Annotated in this window: 15 protein-coding genes and 1 tRNA gene; 7 read left to right on the top strand and 9 right to left on the bottom strand. The window is 66.0% G+C overall.

Features of this window, described 5'->3' with window-relative positions:
* Position 1: 1 nt before the first annotated feature.
* From ACZ1II_RS08970 to ACZ1II_RS08960, 3 genes are read right to left on the bottom strand one after another with little or no spacing between them, the layout of a single operon-like run.
* The gene (locus tag ACZ1II_RS08970) at positions 2-688 is read right to left on the bottom strand and encodes a glutathione S-transferase family protein (protein WP_465146110.1); all 687 of its coding nucleotides are present in this window, start codon (positions 686-688) and stop codon (positions 2-4) included.
* A gap of 37 nt (positions 689-725) precedes the next feature.
* Positions 726-1,361 (bottom strand): CoA transferase subunit B, encoded by a 636-nt coding sequence (locus tag ACZ1II_RS08965; RefSeq protein WP_465146109.1) that lies wholly within the window; start codon positions 1,359-1,361, stop codon positions 726-728.
* Positions 1,361-2,068: a CoA transferase subunit A gene (locus ACZ1II_RS08960; RefSeq protein WP_465146108.1), complete on the bottom strand. Its 708-nt coding sequence runs from the start codon at positions 2,066-2,068 to the stop codon at positions 1,361-1,363. Before ACZ1II_RS08960 ends, ACZ1II_RS08965 begins: the two co-directional genes overlap by 1 nt.
* A gap of 196 nt (positions 2,069-2,264) precedes the next feature.
* On the opposite strand from ACZ1II_RS08960, the gene ACZ1II_RS08955 reads away from it, so the two are divergent.
* From ACZ1II_RS08955 to ACZ1II_RS08940, 4 genes are all read left to right on the top strand, one after another.
* Entirely contained in the window at positions 2,265-3,047 is a 783-nt protein-coding gene (locus tag ACZ1II_RS08955) for a universal stress protein (RefSeq protein WP_465146107.1), read from the top strand.
* A gap of 666 nt (positions 3,048-3,713) precedes the next feature.
* A complete protein-coding gene (locus ACZ1II_RS08950; RefSeq protein WP_465146106.1) occupies positions 3,714-6,029 on the top strand; it encodes a CDC48 family AAA ATPase in 2,316 nt (771 codons plus the stop codon).
* Between the two features lie 85 nt (positions 6,030-6,114).
* A complete protein-coding gene (locus ACZ1II_RS08945; protein WP_465146105.1) occupies positions 6,115-6,897 on the top strand; it encodes a glutaminyl-peptide cyclotransferase in 783 nt (260 codons plus the stop codon).
* 112 nt (positions 6,898-7,009) lie between these two features.
* Positions 7,010-8,608, top strand: coding sequence for an ABC-F family ATP-binding cassette domain-containing protein (locus ACZ1II_RS08940; protein WP_465146104.1), 1,599 nt, complete (start codon positions 7,010-7,012; stop codon positions 8,606-8,608).
* Positions 8,609-8,651: 43 nt separating this feature from the next.
* On the opposite strand, the gene ACZ1II_RS08935 is transcribed toward ACZ1II_RS08940, so the two are convergent.
* The 3 genes from ACZ1II_RS08935 to ACZ1II_RS08925 form a co-directional block, all read right to left on the bottom strand.
* The gene (locus tag ACZ1II_RS08935; RefSeq protein WP_465146103.1) at positions 8,652-9,950 is read right to left on the bottom strand and encodes an amidohydrolase family protein; all 1,299 of its coding nucleotides are present in this window, start codon (positions 9,948-9,950) and stop codon (positions 8,652-8,654) included.
* Entirely contained in the window at positions 9,947-11,332 is a 1,386-nt protein-coding gene (locus ACZ1II_RS08930) for an amidohydrolase (protein ID WP_465146102.1), read from the bottom strand. Before ACZ1II_RS08930 ends, ACZ1II_RS08935 begins: the two co-directional genes overlap by 4 nt.
* 129 nt (positions 11,333-11,461) lie before the next feature.
* Positions 11,462-13,117, bottom strand: a complete 1,656-nt coding sequence (locus tag ACZ1II_RS08925) for a peptide MFS transporter (protein WP_465146101.1) — start codon at positions 13,115-13,117, stop codon at positions 11,462-11,464.
* Between the two features lie 320 nt (positions 13,118-13,437).
* On the opposite strand from ACZ1II_RS08925, the gene ACZ1II_RS08920 reads away from it, so the two are divergent.
* Positions 13,438-13,719: an integration host factor subunit beta gene (locus tag ACZ1II_RS08920; protein WP_147216404.1), complete on the top strand. Its 282-nt coding sequence runs from the start codon at positions 13,438-13,440 to the stop codon at positions 13,717-13,719.
* Between the two features lie 82 nt (positions 13,720-13,801).
* A tRNA-Leu gene (locus ACZ1II_RS08915) sits at positions 13,802-13,886 on the top strand.
* A 13-nt stretch (positions 13,887-13,899) separates the two neighbouring features.
* Here the strand turns inward: ACZ1II_RS08915 and ACZ1II_RS08910 are convergent.
* Complete coding sequence (locus tag ACZ1II_RS08910) at positions 13,900-15,120, bottom strand: ABC transporter permease (protein WP_465146100.1); 1,221 nt, start codon at positions 15,118-15,120, stop codon at positions 13,900-13,902.
* Positions 15,117-16,076, bottom strand: coding sequence for an ABC transporter ATP-binding protein (locus ACZ1II_RS08905; RefSeq protein ID WP_465146099.1), 960 nt, complete (start codon positions 16,074-16,076; stop codon positions 15,117-15,119). Before ACZ1II_RS08905 ends, ACZ1II_RS08910 begins: the two co-directional genes overlap by 4 nt.
* Positions 16,077-16,138: 62 nt before the next feature.
* Here ACZ1II_RS08905 and queG point away from each other — a divergent pair, with 62 nt between their 5' ends.
* Entirely contained in the window at positions 16,139-17,254 is a 1,116-nt protein-coding gene (queG, locus tag ACZ1II_RS08900; protein WP_465146098.1) for a tRNA epoxyqueuosine(34) reductase QueG, read from the top strand.
* On the opposite strand, the gene ACZ1II_RS08895 is transcribed toward queG, so the two are convergent.
* Entirely contained in the window at positions 17,238-18,464 is a 1,227-nt protein-coding gene (locus tag ACZ1II_RS08895) for an NAD(P)/FAD-dependent oxidoreductase (protein ID WP_465146097.1), read from the bottom strand. The genes queG and ACZ1II_RS08895 overlap by 17 nt on opposite strands.
* Positions 18,465-18,466: the final 2 nt, after the last annotated feature.

Raw genomic sequence — 18,466 nt, 5'->3', positions numbered from 1 at the left:
ATCAGGCCTGTGTGCGGTAGTCGGCGATCACGTCACCGCATTCGGCTAGTTCCGCCTCGTGGCCTTCCTCGCGCCAGGATTCGGCCAGCGCTTCGGCTTCCCACTGCTTCATCGCCGGGTGCTCCAGCACGGTATCGACCCAGCTTTGGCAAGTGCCAACGTCGAGACCATAAGTGCGGATGCGGAAGGCTACCGGCGCGAAGAAGGCGTCGATCGCGGTGAATTTTTCGCCCGCCAGCCAGGGACCGCCGAAGCGGGAGAGGCCTTCGCCGAATATCTCGCGCAGGCGGGCAACGTCGCGCACCAGTTCCGGACGCATCGCTCTCGGCCGCACACGCGTGCCGACGTTCATCGTGCAGTCGTTGCGCAGCGCAGAGAAGCCGCCGTGCATTTCCACCACGGCACACTGCGCGAAGGCGCGCGCGGCTTCGTCGTCGGGCCAGATGCCGGGGTGGCGATCGGCCAGATAGAGCGTGATGCCCAGCGAATCCCAGACTGTCCGCTCGCCGTCGAGCAGGGCGGGGACTTGTCCGGTGGGTGAGAAGCTGCGGAACGCGTCGTAATTGGCAGGGGCGGTGAAGGGCTCGATCCGATCGGTGAAATCGATGCCGAGCGCCTTCATCAGCACCCATGGCCTAAGCGACCAGCTGGAGTAATTCCGATTGGCAGTGATCAAAGTGTAGGCCATCCGGAACTCTCCTTTGCGGACGTCAGCTTATATGACGTCAGCTTATATAATGCGCCGTGGTCTTAGCGGCGACTTCCTCCGCCGTCACGCCCGGCGCCAGTTCGATCAACTTGAACGGGCTCTGGTGATCGGGCCGCTGGAACACGGCGAGGTCGGTGACGATCATGTCGACCACGTTCTTGCCGGTCAGCGGCAGGGTGCAGGCCGGGATGAACTTGGGATCGCCGTTCTTGGCATTGTGCTCCATCACGACGATGATCTTCTTCACGCCTGCCACGAGGTCCATCGCGCCGCCCATGCCCTTGATCATCTTGCCGGGGATCATCCAGTTGGCGATATCGCCGTTCTCGGCAATCTCCATCGCGCCCAATACGGCGAGATCGATATGCCCGCCGCGGATCATGCCGAAGCTGGTGGCGCTGTCGAAATAGGCCGACTGCGGCAGTTCGCTGACCGTCTGCTTGCCGGCATTGATGAGGTCGGCGTCGACTTCATCCGCGTAGGGAAACGGCCCGATCCCGAGCATGCCGTTTTCCGACTGGAGCGTCACCGTCATGCCGCTGGGCACATGGTTTGCCACCAGGGTGGGGATGCCGATGCCGAGGTTCACGTAGAACCCGTCCTGAAGCTCCTTCGCCGCGCGGGCGGCCATTTCGTCACGATTCCAGGGCATCAGGCGGTCTCCCTCTCGCGGGTCGTCGTGAATTCGATCTTCTTGTCGTAAGGCGCGCCCAGCACCAGTCGCTGGACGAAGACGCCCGGCAGGTGGATGGCATCGGGATCGAGCGAGCCGGTGGGGACGATCTCCTCCACTTCGACCACGCAGACCTTGCCGCACGTGGCCGCTGGCACGTTGAAATTGCGCGCGGTCTTGCGGAACACGACATTGCCGCTCTCGTCCGCCTTCCACGCCTTCACCAGGCTGAGATCGGCGAAAATGCCTTCCTCAAGGATATATTCCTCGCCCCGGAAGACCTTCACTTCCTTGCCCTCGGCGATCTGGGTGCCGACGCCGGTCTTCGTGTAGAATCCGGGAATGCCCGCACCGCCTGCCCGCATGCGCTCGGCCAGAGTGCCCTGAGGGCAGAATTCGACTTCCAGCTCGCCCGAGAGGAACTGGCGTTCGAACTCCTTGTTCTCGCCCACGTAGGACGAAATCATCTTCCTGACCTGCTTCGTGCGCAGCAGCTTGCCGATGCCCTCGTTATCGATGCCCGCGTTGTTGGACGCGAAAGTCAGGTCCTTCACGCCCGAATCGCGCACCGCATCGAGCAGACGCTCGGGGATGCCGCAAAGGCCGAAGCCACCGGCGGCGATCAGCAGGCCGTCCTTCAGCACTCCGTCCAGCGCGGCGGCGGCGCTGGGGTAGATCTTGTTCATGCAATTCTCCCGTTTGCAGCGAGACTAGACAGGCCTTCCGCCGATGAATAGCGCTAGTTTTCATCGAGAAGCGAGTGAACCGCAACAGGGCTCTTGGCCGCCGTTCGGAACCTGACGGCACCTCCCCAATTTGATCTTCGTCATGGCAATTCCATGACCTTGCGGTAGGTTAAACCGGACCAACGGGAGAAATACCATGCGCTCGATACTCGTGAACGCCGACCGCAAGCCCGACAGCGAAGCCCGCATCGATGCCGCGCTCGAACTGGCTCGCCACCTGAACGGACACATCACCGTGCTCGTCGATACCCCGGTCTCGCGTTATATCGCCATGGACCCGATGGGCGGCAGTTACGTGATCTCCGAAGCGCTGGACAAGGCGCGGGGCGAGGACGATGCGGCCGCCGAGGCCATCGAGACCCGCCTGACCCGCGGCGACGTCGCCTTCGACATCATCCGCAGCGAACAGGACCCGGTGCCCGCCCTGGCAGGGGCGGCGCGGCTGTCCGACCTGGTGGTGGTCTCGCGCGCCAGCGGAATCGCCGGGCAACTGGCGATGGTCGCCCGCGCTCCGGTACTCGCCCTGCCGGAAGGCCGCGCCTTCACCCTGCCGATCCGCCGCGCCGTCATCGCCTGGGACGGCGGCGAGCAGGCCGCCAGCGCGCTCAAGGCCGCGGTGCCGCTGCTGCAGAGCTGCCAGGTGGTGAAGCTCGTCACCGTGATCGAGAAATCCGGCGGCTTCCCCGCGACCGACGCCCTGCGCTATCTTTCCCGCAACGGCGTCCATGCCGAATACGAGGAATTCGAAAGGCGCGGTTCCACCGAGGAAACCCTGGCGCTGGCAGTGAACCAGAACCACGCGGAGCTGCTGGTCATGGGCGCCTACGGCAAGAGCCGCCTGCGCGAATTCCTGTTCGGCGGCGTCACCGCCTACTTCCTCTCGGAAGCGAGCGCCCCGGCAGTGCTGTTTTCGCACTGACACCGTTCGAAAGAATGCATCACAGCAAAGGCGTCGGTGCCCGCACCGGCGCCTTTGCCGTAAACGGGCTTCGCGAAGACCTCCCTATCGAACCGGGAACCCCGTCAGGAGGCTCAAATTTCGCGGTCGCAACACTCAACGATTGCAAATCTGCCCCATTCGAGAGTTTTCTGACCTATGCGTCAAGCCAAACATGAATGGATAATCAAGTTTCAAGTGATTGTTTTATAACAATCAAACTCTGATTACGCCGTGTAGTTACACCCCATGCAACATTGCTTGCACGTTTCGCAATCACGATCCGGCGATTTCGCACTTGCACAAAAACCGAGTCGGGGTCATAAAGACGGTGCCTTTCAGGCATCCTCTCCCAAAACTTTCACGGCCCGGTTGGAAACTTCCGGGCCTTTTTTTGTCTTTTTGACAGGCGTTCCGGGAGGCCTTTCCCAGGCATTTTCGTTTCAGCCAACACTGCGATCTTCGTCGTCGGCGAATCTTCCAGCGGCCTCCGGGACCGGCCTGCCCGAACAGTTCCATCGGAAACATCCAGAGCGGTCGCGGGTTGGTTTGAAATCCGGGATGGCCGTACCTAGTTCCTGTCCACATCCCGGACGGCCCGCGCGAACCGGCGCGGTGCTCGGAATCGGGAGGATGGAAAGGACACCCATGGCGGACGCCCCAACCCAAGCCGACGAACGGACGGTGAAGCTGCAGGTCGCAGCCGCGCGTCAGGAAGAAAGCGGCCAGGGAATTGCCCGTCTCTCGCGCGCCTCGCTCTCGGAAATCGGCGCGATGGAAGGCGACGTACTCGAAATCACCGGCAAGGCGGCCACCGTCGCCCGCGCCGTGCTCGCCTATGACGAGGACGAAGGCCTTCAGGTCATCCGCCTCGACGGCCTTCAGCGCGGCAATGCCGAAGTCGGCTCCGGCGACCACGTAACCGTGCGCAAGGCCGAATCGCGCCCGGCGCAGCGCGTGGTCTTCGCGCCTGCGCAGAAGGACATGCGCCTGCAAGGCCCCTCGGCCGCGCTGAAGCGCAACTTCTTCCAGCGTCCGATGGTGCAGGGCGATCTCGTCGCCACCACCGGCCAGCAGCAGGTCGCGGACATTCCGCCGCAGCTGCGCCGCATGTTCAATGCGCCAGCCTATGCCCTGACGCAGATTCGCCTCAACGTCGTTTCGACCACCCCGCGCGGCATCGTCCACATCGACGAAAACACCGAAGTGGAACTGCGCGAGGTCTTCGAGGAAGCTCATGATGCGCGCGGCGACGTCAACTACGACGACGTCGGCGGCATGACCGACACCATCCGCCAGCTGCGCGAGATGGTGGAACTGCCGCTGCGCTATCCCGAACTCTTCACCCGCCTCGGCGTCGCCCCGCCCAAGGGCGTGCTGCTGCACGGCCCGCCGGGCACCGGCAAGACCCGCCTCGCCCAGGCCGTAGCGAACGAGAGCGAGGCCAACTTCTTCACCATCAACGGACCCGAGATCATGGGTTCCGGCTATGGCGAGAGCGAGAAGGCCCTGCGCGAGGTCTTCGAAGAGGCCACCAAGGCCGCGCCCGCGATCGTCTTCATCGACGAGATCGATTCGATCGCCCCCAAGCGCAGCCAGGTCCACGGCGAAGCGGAAAAGCGCCTCGTCGCGCAGTTGCTCACGCTCATGGATGGCATCGACAGCCGCGCCCATGTCGTCGTGATCGCCGCCACCAACCGGCCCGACGCCATCGACGAGGCGCTGCGCCGTCCCGGCCGTTTCGACCGCGAGATCGTGATCGGCGTGCCCGACGAGGCCGGTCGCCGCGAGATCCTGGGCATCCACACACGCGGCATGCCGCTGAGCGAGCGGGTTGATCTCAACGAACTCGCGCGCACCACCCACGGCTTCGTCGGCGCCGACTTGGCCGCCCTCACCCGCGAGGCGGCGATCGAGGCGGTGCGCCGCATCATGCCCAAGCTCGACCTCGAAGCGCGCACGATTCCCGCCGAAGTGCTCGACCACCTTCAGGTCTACCGCGAGGACTTCGTAGCCGCGCTCAAGCGCGTCCAGCCCTCGGCCATGCGCGAGGTCATGGTGCAGGTGCCGAACATCGGCTGGGCCGATATCGGCGGCCTCGACAATGCGCAGCTCAAGCTGAAGGAAGGCGTCGAACTGCCGCTGAAGAACCCGGAAGCCTTCCACAAGCTGGGCATTCGCCCGGCCAAGGGCTTCCTGCTCTACGGCCCGCCCGGCACCGGCAAGACCCTGCTCGCCAAGGCCGTCGCCAAGGAGGCTGAGGCGAACTTCATCTCGATCAAGTCGTCCGATCTCCTGTCGAAGTGGTACGGCGAGAGCGAGCAGCAGATCGCCCGCCTCTTCGCCCGCGCCCGCCAGGTCGCGCCCTGCGTGATCTTCATCGACGAGATCGACAGCCTCGTGCCCGCCCGCGGCATGGGCGGCGGTGGCGGCGAGCCGCAAGTGACGGGGCGGGTGGTCAACACGATCCTCGCCGAGATGGACGGGATGGAGGAACTGCAGTCGGTCGTGCTGATCGGCGCGACCAACCGCCCTGCCCTCGTCGATCCGGCGCTGCTGCGTCCGGGCCGCTTCGACGAACTGGTCTATGTCGGCACCCCCGACGAGGCCGGGCGCGAGCATATCCTCGGCATCCACACGAGCCGGATGCCGCTGGCCGACGATGTTTCCCTGCGCGATGTCGCCGCGCGGACCGAGCGCTTCACCGGAGCCGATCTGGAGGACGTGGTGCGCCGCGCCGGTCTCATCGCCATCCGCAAGCGCGGGGCCGAAGTGGAGCAGGTCCGCCGCGAGGACTTCGAGGATGCCCTCGAAGACAGCCGCGCCACCGTGACCGAAGACATGGAAGCCGAATACGAGCGCATGAAGGGCGAGCTGAAGAAGCGGGCCATGGAAGTGACGCCGATCGGCTTCATCGCCCCCGGCATGGTGGAATCGACCCGCGAGCGTAATCACGGGGATTGATGGCGGGGCCGTCGTTCCGAACTTCAGGGACGACGGCCCTACCTCCCCCCTTGCGGACACCGTCCCCTTGCGGCACCTCGCGCCCATGCATTCTCCCTCTCGTATCGTGCTCGCCGCCCTGTTCAGCCTCCTCGCCGCCGTTCCCGCCGCGCAGGCGAAGGACCTGCCGGTCTGCACCTACCGCATCGACAACGCCTTCCCCCACGATACCGGCGCCTTCACCGAAGGCCTGCTCTACGACCGCGGCCTGCTCTACGAGAGCACCGGCCAGAAGGGCGATTCCCGCATCGTCGTGCGCAAGCTGGAAACGCTCGATCCGGTGCGCGAGACCCAGATCGATCCTTCCGTCTTCGGCGAAGGACTGGTCGACTGGAAGGACCAGCTCATCAGCCTGACCTGGCGCGAGGGCATCGGCTATCGCTGGGACCGCGCGACGCTGAAGCTGCTGGGCACGTTCCGCTACGAAGGCGAAGGCTGGGCGATGACCCGCAGCGGCAATACGATCTACCAGAGCGACGGCTCCGCCAGCCTGCGCCTGCGCGATCCCGCGACGATGCGCCAGACCGGCACGCTCGCCGTCACCGCGGACGGCAAGCCGGTGGAGAATCTCAACGAACTCGAATGGATCGACGGCGAAATCTGGGCCAATGTCTGGATGACAGATCGCATCGCCCGGATCGATCCGAAAACCGGCAAAGTCACGTCCTGGCTCGACCTTGCAGGCCTGCGCGAACAGGCGGGCGGGGTCGGTGTGGACGCGGTACTCAACGGCATCGCCTGGGACAGCGCGGCGCGCCGGATTTTCGTGACCGGCAAGAACTGGAACCAGATCTTCCAGATCACCCCGATCTGCACGCCGGCCAGCTGACTTGCCCAATCTGGCCGCTTCGGCTAGAACATGGCCTGCAATCAGAGGAATGGATCGATGAACGCCTGAGCACATAGCCCGTTTTTCCCAAACGCTATCTGCCGGTGTTCGCATGACATTCCTGACTCTCGACCGCGTGGCCTGCTCGGCCCCCGACGGTTCCCCGCTCTTCCGTGACCTCACTTTTTCGCTCGGGCGCGAGACGCTCGGCCTCGTCGGCCGCAACGGCGCGGGCAAGAGTACCCTGCTGCGCGCGATCGCGGGCGAGCTGCCGACCTCCGAAGGGGCGATCGTGCGGCACGGGCGGCTCGGCCTGCTGCACCAGCTTCCCCCCGACGAGAACGCCAGCGTGGCCGAGGCATTGGGGCTTGCGGAGCACTTCGCCCGGCTCGAACGCATCACCGCAGGCCGGTTCGCGGACGACGATTTCGATCTGGCCGACTGGACTCTGGCCGAACGCTTCGAGAAGGCGGCGGCGCAGGCCGGTTTCGCGGACCTCGATCCGCAGCGCCCGCTCGCCAGCTTCAGCGGCGGCCAGCGCACCCGCCTGATGCTGACCGGGCTGCTGCTGGACGCCCCGGAAGTGCTGCTGCTCGACGAACCGACCAACAATCTCGATCATGCGGGGCGAAAGGTCGTCGCCGACCTGCTGGACGGCTGGGACGGCGGCGCGCTCGTCGCTAGCCATGACCGCGAACTGCTGCGCCGCGCCGACCGGATCGTCGAGCTGACGGGCGTGGGCGTGCACATGGTCGGCGGCGGCTGGGACGCCTTCGACGAACGGCGCAGCGCCGAGCGTGTCCGCGCCGCCGCCGTACTGGAACGCAGCGAAGACGCCCTGCGCCACGCCCGCCGCGAAAAGCAGCAGGAGACCGAGAAACAGGCCCGGCGCGACAGCAAGGGCCGCAAGGACGCGGCCAAGGGCGGCGATCCGAAGATCCTGCTCGGCGCCCGCAGACAGCGCGCGGAAGAGAGCAGCGGCCGCCAGCGGAAGCTGGGGGACGAACTCGTCGGCCGGGCGCAGGAACAGTTCGACAGCGCCCGCCGCGAGGTCGAAGTGCTCGCGCCGATCCACATCGAACTGCCGCATAGCGGGCTACCTTCCGGCCATGTCCTGATCGAGGCGCGGGGGATCACCTGTTCGCGCGGTGGGCGGCAGCTGTTCGGCCCGCTCGATCTGGTGCTGCGGGGGCCGCAGCGCCTCGCCCTTACCGGCCCCAACGGCTCGGGCAAGACCAGCCTGATCCGCCTGCTCGCCGGGCTGGACCGTCCCGACAGCGGCGAGATTCATATCGACCGCGCGCGGACCGCCCTGCTGGACCAGCACGTTTCGCTATTGGGGGATTCGGGCACCCTGCTCGATGCCTATCTGCTGCTCAATCCCGGCACGGACCGCCACGCCGCCCATACCGCGCTGGCCCGCTTCGGCTTCCGCAATGCCTGGGCGGATCGCGGGATCGCGAGCCTCTCTGGCGGCGAGCGGATGCGGCTGGCGCTGGCCTGCCTGTTCACCCGCAGGGACGTGCCGTGGCTGCTGATTCTCGACGAACCAACCAACCACCTCGACCTCGCCTCGGTGGAGATGCTGGAAGAAGCCCTGCGCGGCTACGACGGCGCCGTGGTCTGCGTCAGCCACGATGCGGATTTCCGCGAAGCGCTCGGGCTGGACGAGGCGATTGCGCTCGGGGGCGCACTCGGGGGCGGCGCGTAAGGAAAGGGTGCCCCCGCCGAAACGGGGGCACTTTGCCAGCGGCTTACCAGTCGTAAGCCTTGGGCAGATAGGTCCGATCGAGGCTCTTGTAGCGCTGCTTCAGACGGCTCTGGTGGTTGTCTAGCGGCTGCTTCACGCCGTCGATATAGACCTCGACCGGCGCCGAGGAGAGTTCCAGCGGATCGCCGTCCCAGACGACGACATCGCCCACGGCGCCCGGCGCCAGAACGCCCTCTTTTCCGCCCATGCCGCTGATCTCGGCCGGAACCGAAGTGATCGCGGCCAGCGCCTCGCCCCAGGTCAGGCCCGCCGCGCCCGGCAGCTTGTTCAGCGCCACGAGGTTGCCCGCCTGCTGCGGCGCATAGCGCGGCTGGTTGCCGCCCGAGAACAGCCCGATGGCGACCTTGACGCCCGCCTTCTTCATCCGCCCGACATTGGACTGCGTCGCCGCGAGGCTTTCGAAGCTGGAGGGCAGATCGCGCAGCGGCATCGTGATGACCGGCACTTTGGCAGCCGCGATCTGGCTCGCCACCAGCCAGCCCTCGGTCGCGCCGACGAGAACGAGGTTCAGCTTGGGGAACTCGCTCTTGAGTGCCAGCACGCTGCGGATGTCGGCAGCACGTTCGACGCCGACATAGAGCGGCTGGCGGCCATCCAGCACCGGCGCCAGCGCCAGGGCATCGGCGCGGGTCAGCATGGCATCGCTGCTGCGCGGGGCAGTGGGCGCAGTCGCCAGATCGCGTGCTTCGCGCAAGGCGTTACGCAGCGCGACATGGGCGGCGACACGGCTGCCGCCCGCGAGCTTGGCCCCGGCCTCGCCCAGTTCCACGAACTGGAAGGCGCGCGGCCTGTTCACCAGATCGACGCCCGTGCCGAGATCGATCAGCGCCCCCTGCCCGGCGAAGATCGAAGCCCCGTTCACCGGCGCCACGCTGGCGCGGGTGACGCCGCCTTCGCGGCTGATCGCGATATGCTCGCTGGAGGGGTTGATCGCCGGGGCCACGTCGAGCGCGGCATTGAACGGCGACTTGCCGGCCTCGGTGTCGTTGCTGTCCGAAACCGCCTCGACATCCCAGAGGCCGAGGTCGGTGATCGCGGAGAACAGGCCGGGCGTGACCCACTTGCCGGTTCCGTCCACGCTCTGCACCCCGGCGGGCACGGCGACACCGGCTCCGGCAGCGACGACCTTGCCGCCGCGCACCAGCACGGTGCCGTGCTCGACCGGCGCACTGCCGTCACCCGTAGCGACGGTGGCATTGGTGATCGCGAAGTCCTGCGCCGAGGCCATGGCAGGAAGCGCTACCGCTGCGAGAGCGGCGATGATGAGGGCGCGGCGGCTCATTTCACGTCTCCTTCGCCGGGCTGGCCGAGTTCGAAATCGCTGACCGGACGGCGCTTGGCGTCCTGCGCGTCGAACATCAGGGCGCCGTCGATCCACACCTTGTCGGGGCGCGAATAGACCGAGAGCGGATTGCCGTTCCACAGCACCACGTCGGCCATCTTGCCCGCTTCGAGGCTGCCGGTCTTCTCACCGATGCCCATGGTCTTGGCGGCGTTGTAGGTGAACCAGCCGATGACCTTGGCGTCGGGAATGTCGATGCCGATGCGGCGACCGTCGGCCTGGGCCTTGGCGGCTTCCTGGTTGAGACGCTGGATGCCGTTCTCATCGTCCGAGTGGATCACCACGCAAGTCCCCGCATTGGCGAGCAGCGCGGCGTTCTCGGGAATGCCGTCGTAGGCTTCCATCTTGAAGCCGTACCAGTCGGCCCAGACGGCGGTGCAGATGTCGTTCTCGCGCAGGAGATCGGCGATCTTGTAGGCTTCCACGGCGTGGTGGAAGGCGGTGACCTTGTAGCCCATTTCCTTGGACATATCGATCACCTGAGCCATCTCGTCGGCGCGGTAGCAATGGTTCTGGACGAGGATTTCGCCCTTCAGAACGCCTTCCAGCGTGTCCTTGCCGAGGTCGCGCTCGGAATGGTCGCCGTCCATGTACTTGCGGGCGTCGATCCAGGCCTGACGGTCGACCGACATGTTGCCCATCCGGGTCGAGGGCTTCTGGCCCTTCGAACCGTAGACGCGCTTGGGGTTCTCGCCGCAGGCCATCTTCAGCGAATAGGGCGCGCCGGGGAACTTCATGCCCTGCACGGTGATGCTCGGCACGTTCTTGAGCGTGACCGCGCGGCCGCCGATCAGGTTGCCCGAGCCGGGCAGGATCTGCAGGCTGGTGACGCCGCCATTGGCCAGAGCGCGGGTGAAGCCGGGGTCCTGCGGCCAGACCGAGTGCTCGGCCCAGACATCGGGCGTGGTCGGGCTGGTCATCTCGTTGCCGTCCGCCAGCGCGTCGACGCCGGGCGAGGGATAGACACCGAGGTGCGAGTGGATGTCGATCACGCCGGGGGTCACGAACTTGCCGGCGGCGTCGATCCTGGTGAAGCCTTCGGGGATCGCCATGTCGGCGCCGCCGATGCCGACCAGCTTGCCGTCCCTGAACAGCACGACGCCGTTGTCGATCCGGCCGCCGCGCCCGTCATAGACGGTAGCGCCGACGAGTGCGGTCGGCGTGCCCGGATAGGACTTGTAGGTGGACGGATAAGGATCGGCGACGATCGGTGCCGCCTTCTTGTCCTGCTTCTTCGCATCGACGCCCGTCGCGCCCAGCGCCAGCGCCGCGCCCAGCACGAGCGTGGACGACCAGCGCCGCCATTTCGGCGATACCCTCATGTCGTAATTCCCCTGTTCTAGGATTTTTGGTTTCCGCGTTTTCCGAGTCATCAGGTGATCCCACCTGATTAGAAAACGCTCTAATAGAGTCCGGCCCGGCGAACCTTGGTCCACCGGGCCGGTTTGATGTCAGTGCGGTTTCGGTTCCGGGTGGAAACCGGCTTCCTGCGCCTCAAGGCCCAGTTCGTTCTGGCCTGCGAGGTCGCGGTCGATCGTGCGGTCTTCCAGCGTGTCGAGGTGCATCCAACGCTTCACCAGCGGCGAGAGCGCCAGCACCACGACCGCGACGCCAATCGTGGTCCAGCCGATCGTGGAATAGATGTCCAGCGTCACCTGCTTGTCCATCACGCCGCTTTCGCCGCCGGTCGCCTCGCCGATCTTGCCCGCCACGAAGTTGCCCACGGCGGTCATGTAGAACCAGGCGCCCATGATGAAGCTGCCGAGGTGCAGCGGCGAAAGGCGGGTCATCGCCGAAAGGCCCACGGGCGACAGGCAAAGCTCGCCGGTCGTGTGCAGGGCGTAGATCAGGAACACGAAGAGTACGGGCGTCATCGCCGCCGCATTACCGGTGCTCGCGCCCCAGACGAAGACCAGGAAGCCGAGGCCGACCTGGATCAGCGCAAGGCCGAACTTGGCAGGCGCCGAAGGCTCGATGCCCTTCCTGCCGAGGTACTGCCAGAGCGCGGCGAAGATCGGGCCGAACAGCACGATGTAAATCGGGTTGATCGACTGGAACAGGCTGGTCGGCACGCCGCCGCGGTCAACGAACTTGTCGGTATAGAGGCTCAGCGAACCGCCCGCCTGCTCGAACAGGCCCCAGAAGATCGGGTTCAGCGCGATCAGGAACAGGATCGCGAAGATGCGCTCGCGCGGTTCCTTGGGCAGCTTGAAGGCTTCGTAGAGCGTGTAGCCGAGCATCGCGATGCCCGAGACTACCAGCAGCGACTGGATCACGCTGACATACTGGATCAGGAACCAGATCACCGCGACCGAACCGATGCCGATGGCGTAGAGCGTCAGTTCGCCCTTCTTCGCCAGCGGCTTGGGCGGCTCGCCCCGGCCCTTGAGCGCAGGCTTGCCCGCCACGAAGATCAGCAGGCCGAGCACCATGCCGATGCCCGCAAGGCCGAAGCCCCAGGACCAGCCGATGGTCTCGCCCAGATAGCCGACCAGGATCGTGCCCAGCGCGGCGCCGGTGTTCACGCCCATGTAGAAGATCGTGTAGGCCGAATCGCGGCGGGAATCGGTCATCTTGTAGAGCTGGCCGACGATCACCGAGATGTTCGCCTTGAGGAAGCCCGAGCCGACGATGATCAGCGCCAGTGCCAGCCAGAACACGTTGATCGCGGGGTCTGCCTGCTTGACCAGCGGGTCGGTCGCGCCCTGGATGCCCTCGTAGGCCATGAACAAGTGGCCCACGGCGAGCACGATGCCGCCGAACAGCACCGCCTTGCGCTGGCCGAGATAGCGGTCGGCCAGATAGCCGCCCAGCACCGGGGTGATGTAGACCAGGCTGGTATAGGCACCGTAGACCAGATTGGCGCTGCCGTCATTGAACAGCCAGAATTTGGTGAGATAGAGGATCAGCAGCGCGCGCATGCCGTAGTAGGAAAAGCGCTCCCACATCTCGGCATAGAACAGCACGAAGAGGCCACGCGGGTGGCCGACGAATTCCTCGCTCTTGCGGGTGGCGATCACGCCGCCGATGGCGAGCACGGCAAAGAGGAGCACGGCGCCGATCGCGGCGATCCAGTCCCCCTCGTTCCAGGTTGCGATATCTTTCATGCGCCCTTCTTCAATCCTGTCGCCCCGAAGGCCTGTCGCCTGCCAGGCTTCTCCCGAAAGCCTGTTTCGCGAGCTTGAAAGCGCGGACGTTAGCGGCCAAATCGGTGGTGTAAATGCCCGGCAGACACGCTAACGGGCGTCCCACAAAGGAACGATCCTCGAGATTTCGCTACCTCTGGAGAGCCATTGCGCAAAAGGCACCGGAATGGCATTTTCTTGGGAAGACGAAGCCGGGTCACGTGAAATATTATGATTCGCCAGTGGCCTGCGTTTTCGATCTCGGGATTTTTCCGAAGGGCATTTTGAAAGGGAAGCACGCGATGATCCGATCCGAACTGCTGCTCGCGCTCGCCAAGGAGAACCCCGAGCTTCGCGCCGAAGATGTCGAGCGCGCGGTGGATACCTTCTTTGACGAGATCACCCAGCGTCTGGCCGATGGCGGCCGCGTGGAACTGCGCGGATTCGGCGCTTTCTCCACCCGGCACCGCGAAGGCCGCACCGGACGCAACCCGCGCACCGGCGAAAGCGTGGACGTTCCGGAGAAGCGCGTCCCCTATTTCAAGCCCGGCAAGGAAATGCGCGCCCGCCTCAATGTCGAGTGATGTGAGGATCGGTTCGGCATAACCCGTTCATCCCGGTTGCCCCGGCGCGCGCGATCTGCCAGATCGCGCGAACCATCATTGTGCGGACGTGGCGGAATGGTAGACGCAGGGGACTTAAAATCCCTTGATCCTTGATCGTGCGGGTTCGAGTCCCGCCGTCCGTACCAGCGGTCGCGGCTCTCAGCCGCGCCGCAACGACCAGCGCCCGGATCGCTTCGCCTTCCCCGCCGGTCCAGACTTCATCACCCGCGAGCGGAACAGGCGCGCCCCGCCGCGCACCAGCAGCGCCACCCAGAGCACCTGCCAGCCGATCGCCAGCACATGGGGCAAGAGCGCCGGTTCCCGCGCCGCCCGCGCCAGCATCGCGAAAGGCGAACTGAAAGGCACCAGAACGGCAGCGATTTCCACCACGCTGCCGTTCTGGGTCATCGCGAAGCTGGCGAAGAAGAACACCATGAGCTGCGCCATCGTCACCGGCATCGACAGGGTCTGCACCTCGCGCACAGTCGTCGCCATCGAACCGATCGCCAGGAACACCGAGCCGAGCAGCAGATAGGCCATGGCGAAGTAGACCACGCCGAGGCCGATCAGCAGCGGCCAGCCGACCGCCGGATCGGGCAGGCGCTCGGGCGTGATACCGCCGCCAAGCCAGAGCAGCCCCGCCGTCGCCGCCCAGGTCGCGATGCCGACCAGCGAGACGCCGAGCATCGCGAAGAGCTTGCCCAGAAACACCGCGTCCATCGGCACGGCGGCGGCCAGTACCTCAATGATCTTGTTGCCCTTTTCCTCGACGAGATTGGACAGGACCATGCCCGCCAGCATCATCGTCAGCAGGAACAGCAGCGTCTGCGCGCCCTGCGCGGTAGCAAAGCGGCCCTTGCGCTCGGCGGCATCGCTGCGCGCCACGGGTTTCAGTGCGACGGCGGGATAGGCAGGCACCGTTCCCGAGCGGGCCTGCGCCGCCAGCATCGCCACCGGCCCGCGCCATGCCTCGATCAACCCGCCGGGTCCGGTCAGCACCGGCCTCTCCAGCGAGCCGGTCAGCATCGCCGCCACTTTCGCCTTGCCCGGTGCAAGAGCCTGTGCGGGATCGTAGCTTTCGCCCTCCGCCAGCCTGCGTACTACCGCCAGCCTCGGCAGTTCGTCGTCGAGCGCGGGCGCGAGACGGGCGCGGGCGCGTTCCAGCGCCTGCACGTCGGCAGCCGCCATCGCGACGCCGAGCACCGGCCGCTCCTGGCTGGCATCGACACGCGAGCCGAGACTGCCCGCCAGGACCGCGATCACCACCGGGAACAGTGGCCCCAGCAGAAAGAAGAAGAAGCTGCGGCTGAACAGGATCGCCGTGAAATCGCGCCGGGCGACCACCCAGGCGGCGGCGAGGACGGAAAGACGCCCGCTCATCGCATGGCCTCCTGCTCGCCGCCCGTTTCCAGCGCCCGCGCTGCCGCCTCCCCGGCGATGGCGACGAAGGCATCGTGCAGCCCCGCCCGCTCGATCGACAGCGAGAGAATGCCCGCATCGCCCTCGATAAGCGCGCGCAGCAGCGGCTCGACACCGCCCTCCGGCAGCGAGAAACTCCAGAACGTCCCCTCGCGCCGGGCATCTTCGGGCAGAGCCTTGCGCCATTGCCCGTCCCACTCCCGCGTTTCGAGGCGGACCTGCTGGGGAATGCGATCCCGCGCGGCATCGACGGGACCGGCAAAGGGCACCTTGCCCCCGGCGATGATCGCCACGTCGTCGCAGAGGCGCTCGGCATGGGCGATGACATGGGTGGAGAAGATCACCGTCGTTCCATCCTCGACCAGCCCGCGAATCATCCGCTCCAGCTTGCCCTGATTCAGCGCATCGAGCCCGGAAAACGGCTCGTCGAAGATCACCAGTCGGGGCTGGTGGACGAGCGTGCCGAGAATCTGCACCTGCTGCGCCATGCCCTTGGAAAGCTGGCGAATCTGCCGGTCTGCCGCATAGCCGAGGCCGTGCCGCTCCAGCAGTTCGCGCGCGCGGCGGCGGCCCTCCTTCAGCGGCAGCCCGCGAAGGGCGCCGAGGAAGGCGATCGCCTCGGTGGCCTTCATCGCCGGGTAGAGGCCGCGCTCTTCCGGCAGGTAGCCGATGGCATGGGCGACGTCATGGGGCCGCTCGGCGCCGAGGATTCGGCGGCTTCCCGCATCGGGATCGATGATCCCCAGCAGCATCCGCAAGGTCGTGGTCTTGCCCGCACCGTTGGGGCCGAGAATGCCGTAGACCGCGCCCACCGGCACGCGAAGGTCCACGCCGTCCACCGCCGTGAACCCGTCGAAGCGTTTGACGAGACCCTGCGCCTCGATCGCGAGGGGCGGCCCTTCCAAGTTGCTGGCCAAGGACCAATCTCCTAATGCGACGGCATTCCTTGACGTGCCTATGAACCGGAAAGTCCGCAAGCTTGGTTAACGATGCGCTGAATGCCCTGACCCGCGATCTCGAGGCCCAAGCCCGGGAACTGGGGTTCTGCGCCTTCGGCATCGCTTCGGCCGAAGAGGACCCGGAGCGCGCGGCGCGGCTCGATTCCTGGCTGGCCGAGGGCATGCACGGATCAATGGAATGGATGGCCGACCGCGCCCATCATCGCCGCTCGCCGCAGGGACTCTGGCCAGAGGCACGGCGGGTGATCGCGCTGGGCATGAGCTATGCGCCCGCAAGCGATCCGCTGGTCCTTGCCGAAGTGCCGGACGTGGGCCGCATCTCGGTCTATGCGCAAGGCGCGGACTATCACGACTGGGTGAAGAAGGCGCTGAAGAACCTCGCCCGCTGGCTGGTCTCGGAAGCCGACAAGCGCGGGCTGGGTCCTGCCGGGGTCAAGGTCTTCACCGATACTGCGCCGGTCATGGAAAAGCCGCTGGCCGCCGCCGCCGGGCTGGGCTGGCAGGGCAAGCATACCAATATGGTCAGCCGCGATCACGGCTCCTGGCTGTTCCTCGGCGAGATCTACACCACGCTGGACCTGCCGCTCTCCAGCGAGGGCCGCGACCGCTGCGGGTCCTGCCGGGCCTGTCAGGACGCCTGCCCGACCCAGGCCTTTCCCGCGCCCTATCGCCTCGATGCGCAGCGCTGCGTCAGCTACCTCACCATCGAACACAAGGGGCCGATTCCCGAGGAATTCCGCGAGGGTCTGGGCAACCGCATCTATGGCTGCGACGATTGTCTCGCCGTATGCCCGTGGAACAAGTTCGCCGAGACCGCACACCGCTTGAAGGCCTTCCTGCCCCGCGCGGAACTGACCGCCCCGCATCTCGCTGACCTGCTGACTCTGGACGATGCGGGCTTTCGCAAGCTGTTCTCCGGCTCGCCGATCAAGCGGATCGGGCGCGACCGCTTCGTGCGCAACTGCCTCTATGCGGCGGGAAACAGCGGCGATGCCGCGCTGATGGCGCAAATCTCGCCGCTGCTGGCCGACCCCGACCCCGCCGTCGCGGAAGCCGCGCAGTGGGCAGCCCGGCGCCTGGAGACCTCCCCGCCCGGCGGCGGGGAGGATTTTCCCGAATTTACAACAGTTCCTTGAGCGGCTTGTCCTTGTCCGCCAGCGCGGCAAGGTCAGGTTTTGCCCCTGCCTCGACCAGCTTGCGGCCCTGAACGTAGTCCTTGACCATGTTCACGCAGTCGAGCGCGAGGACTTTGCCTTCCTTCAAGTAGATCACCGAGAAGCTGCGATCCTCAGGCTTGCCGCGGATCACCGTCTGGTCGAAACCGAGGTTGATACCCGCAGTCTGGAGTTTCAGGTCGTACTGGTTGGACCAGAACCACGGGAAGGCCTTGTAAGGCTTTTCATCGCCGCAGATCGCCTTGGCCACGCAAGTGCCCATATCGTTGGCGTTCTGCACCGATTCCACCCGCATCACCGTGCCGCCCGCAAAGTCGCAGGCGAAAGCGGCGCAGTCGCCGATCGCGTAGATGTCGGGCAACGAAGTGCGGCAATATTCGTCCACATCGACGCCGTTGGCCCCTGCCGCACCGGCGAGGATCAGCGGCCCGACGGCCGGAACGATACCGATGCCGACGATCACCGCCTCGGCCGCGAGCACTTCGCCATCCGCCAGCTTCACGCCGGTCACCTTATGGCCATCGCCTTCGAGGCACTCCACCGCGACGCCGGTGCGCAGATCGACGCCGTGGTCGCGGTGCTCGCCCTGGTAAAAGGTCGAAAGCTCCTCACCCGCCACGCGCGCCAGCACGCGCGGCAGCGCTTCCAGCAGCGTGACCTTGAGGCCGAGCTTGGACAGCACCGCCGCCGCTTCGAGGCCAATATAGCCGCCGCCGATCACGACCACGTTCTTGGTGCCTGCATCGACTTCGGCCATCAGCGTGTCGCAATCCTCGCGGGTGCGCACGGCATGGACGCCTGCGAGGTCCCCGCCCGAGCACGAGAGCCGGCGCGGATCGCCGCCGGTCGCCCAGACCAGCTTGCCGTAGCCATGGGTCTCGCCGTTCGAGAGCGTCAGTTCATGCGCTTCGGGATCGACCTTCACGACTTCGGTGCCGAGCTTGAAGGTGATCTCCTTCTCGGCCCAGAACGTCGGCGGGCGGATGTAGAGCCGGTCGAAAGTCTTTTCGCGTGCGAAATACTCCTTGGAGAGCGGCGGCCGCTCGTAAGGATATTCCGGCTCGCGGCCGATGACGGTGATGGTCCCCTCGAACCCGTTCTGGCGCAAGGCGAGCGCGCATTGCGCTCCCCCGTGCCCCGCTCCCACAATGACGACGTCTGTTTTGCTCATGG

Source organism: Novosphingobium sp. BL-S-20, assembly GCF_055521635.1.
The sequence above is the reverse complement of the archived record's forward strand: the minus strand, read 5'-3'. Positions and strand labels throughout refer to the sequence as shown.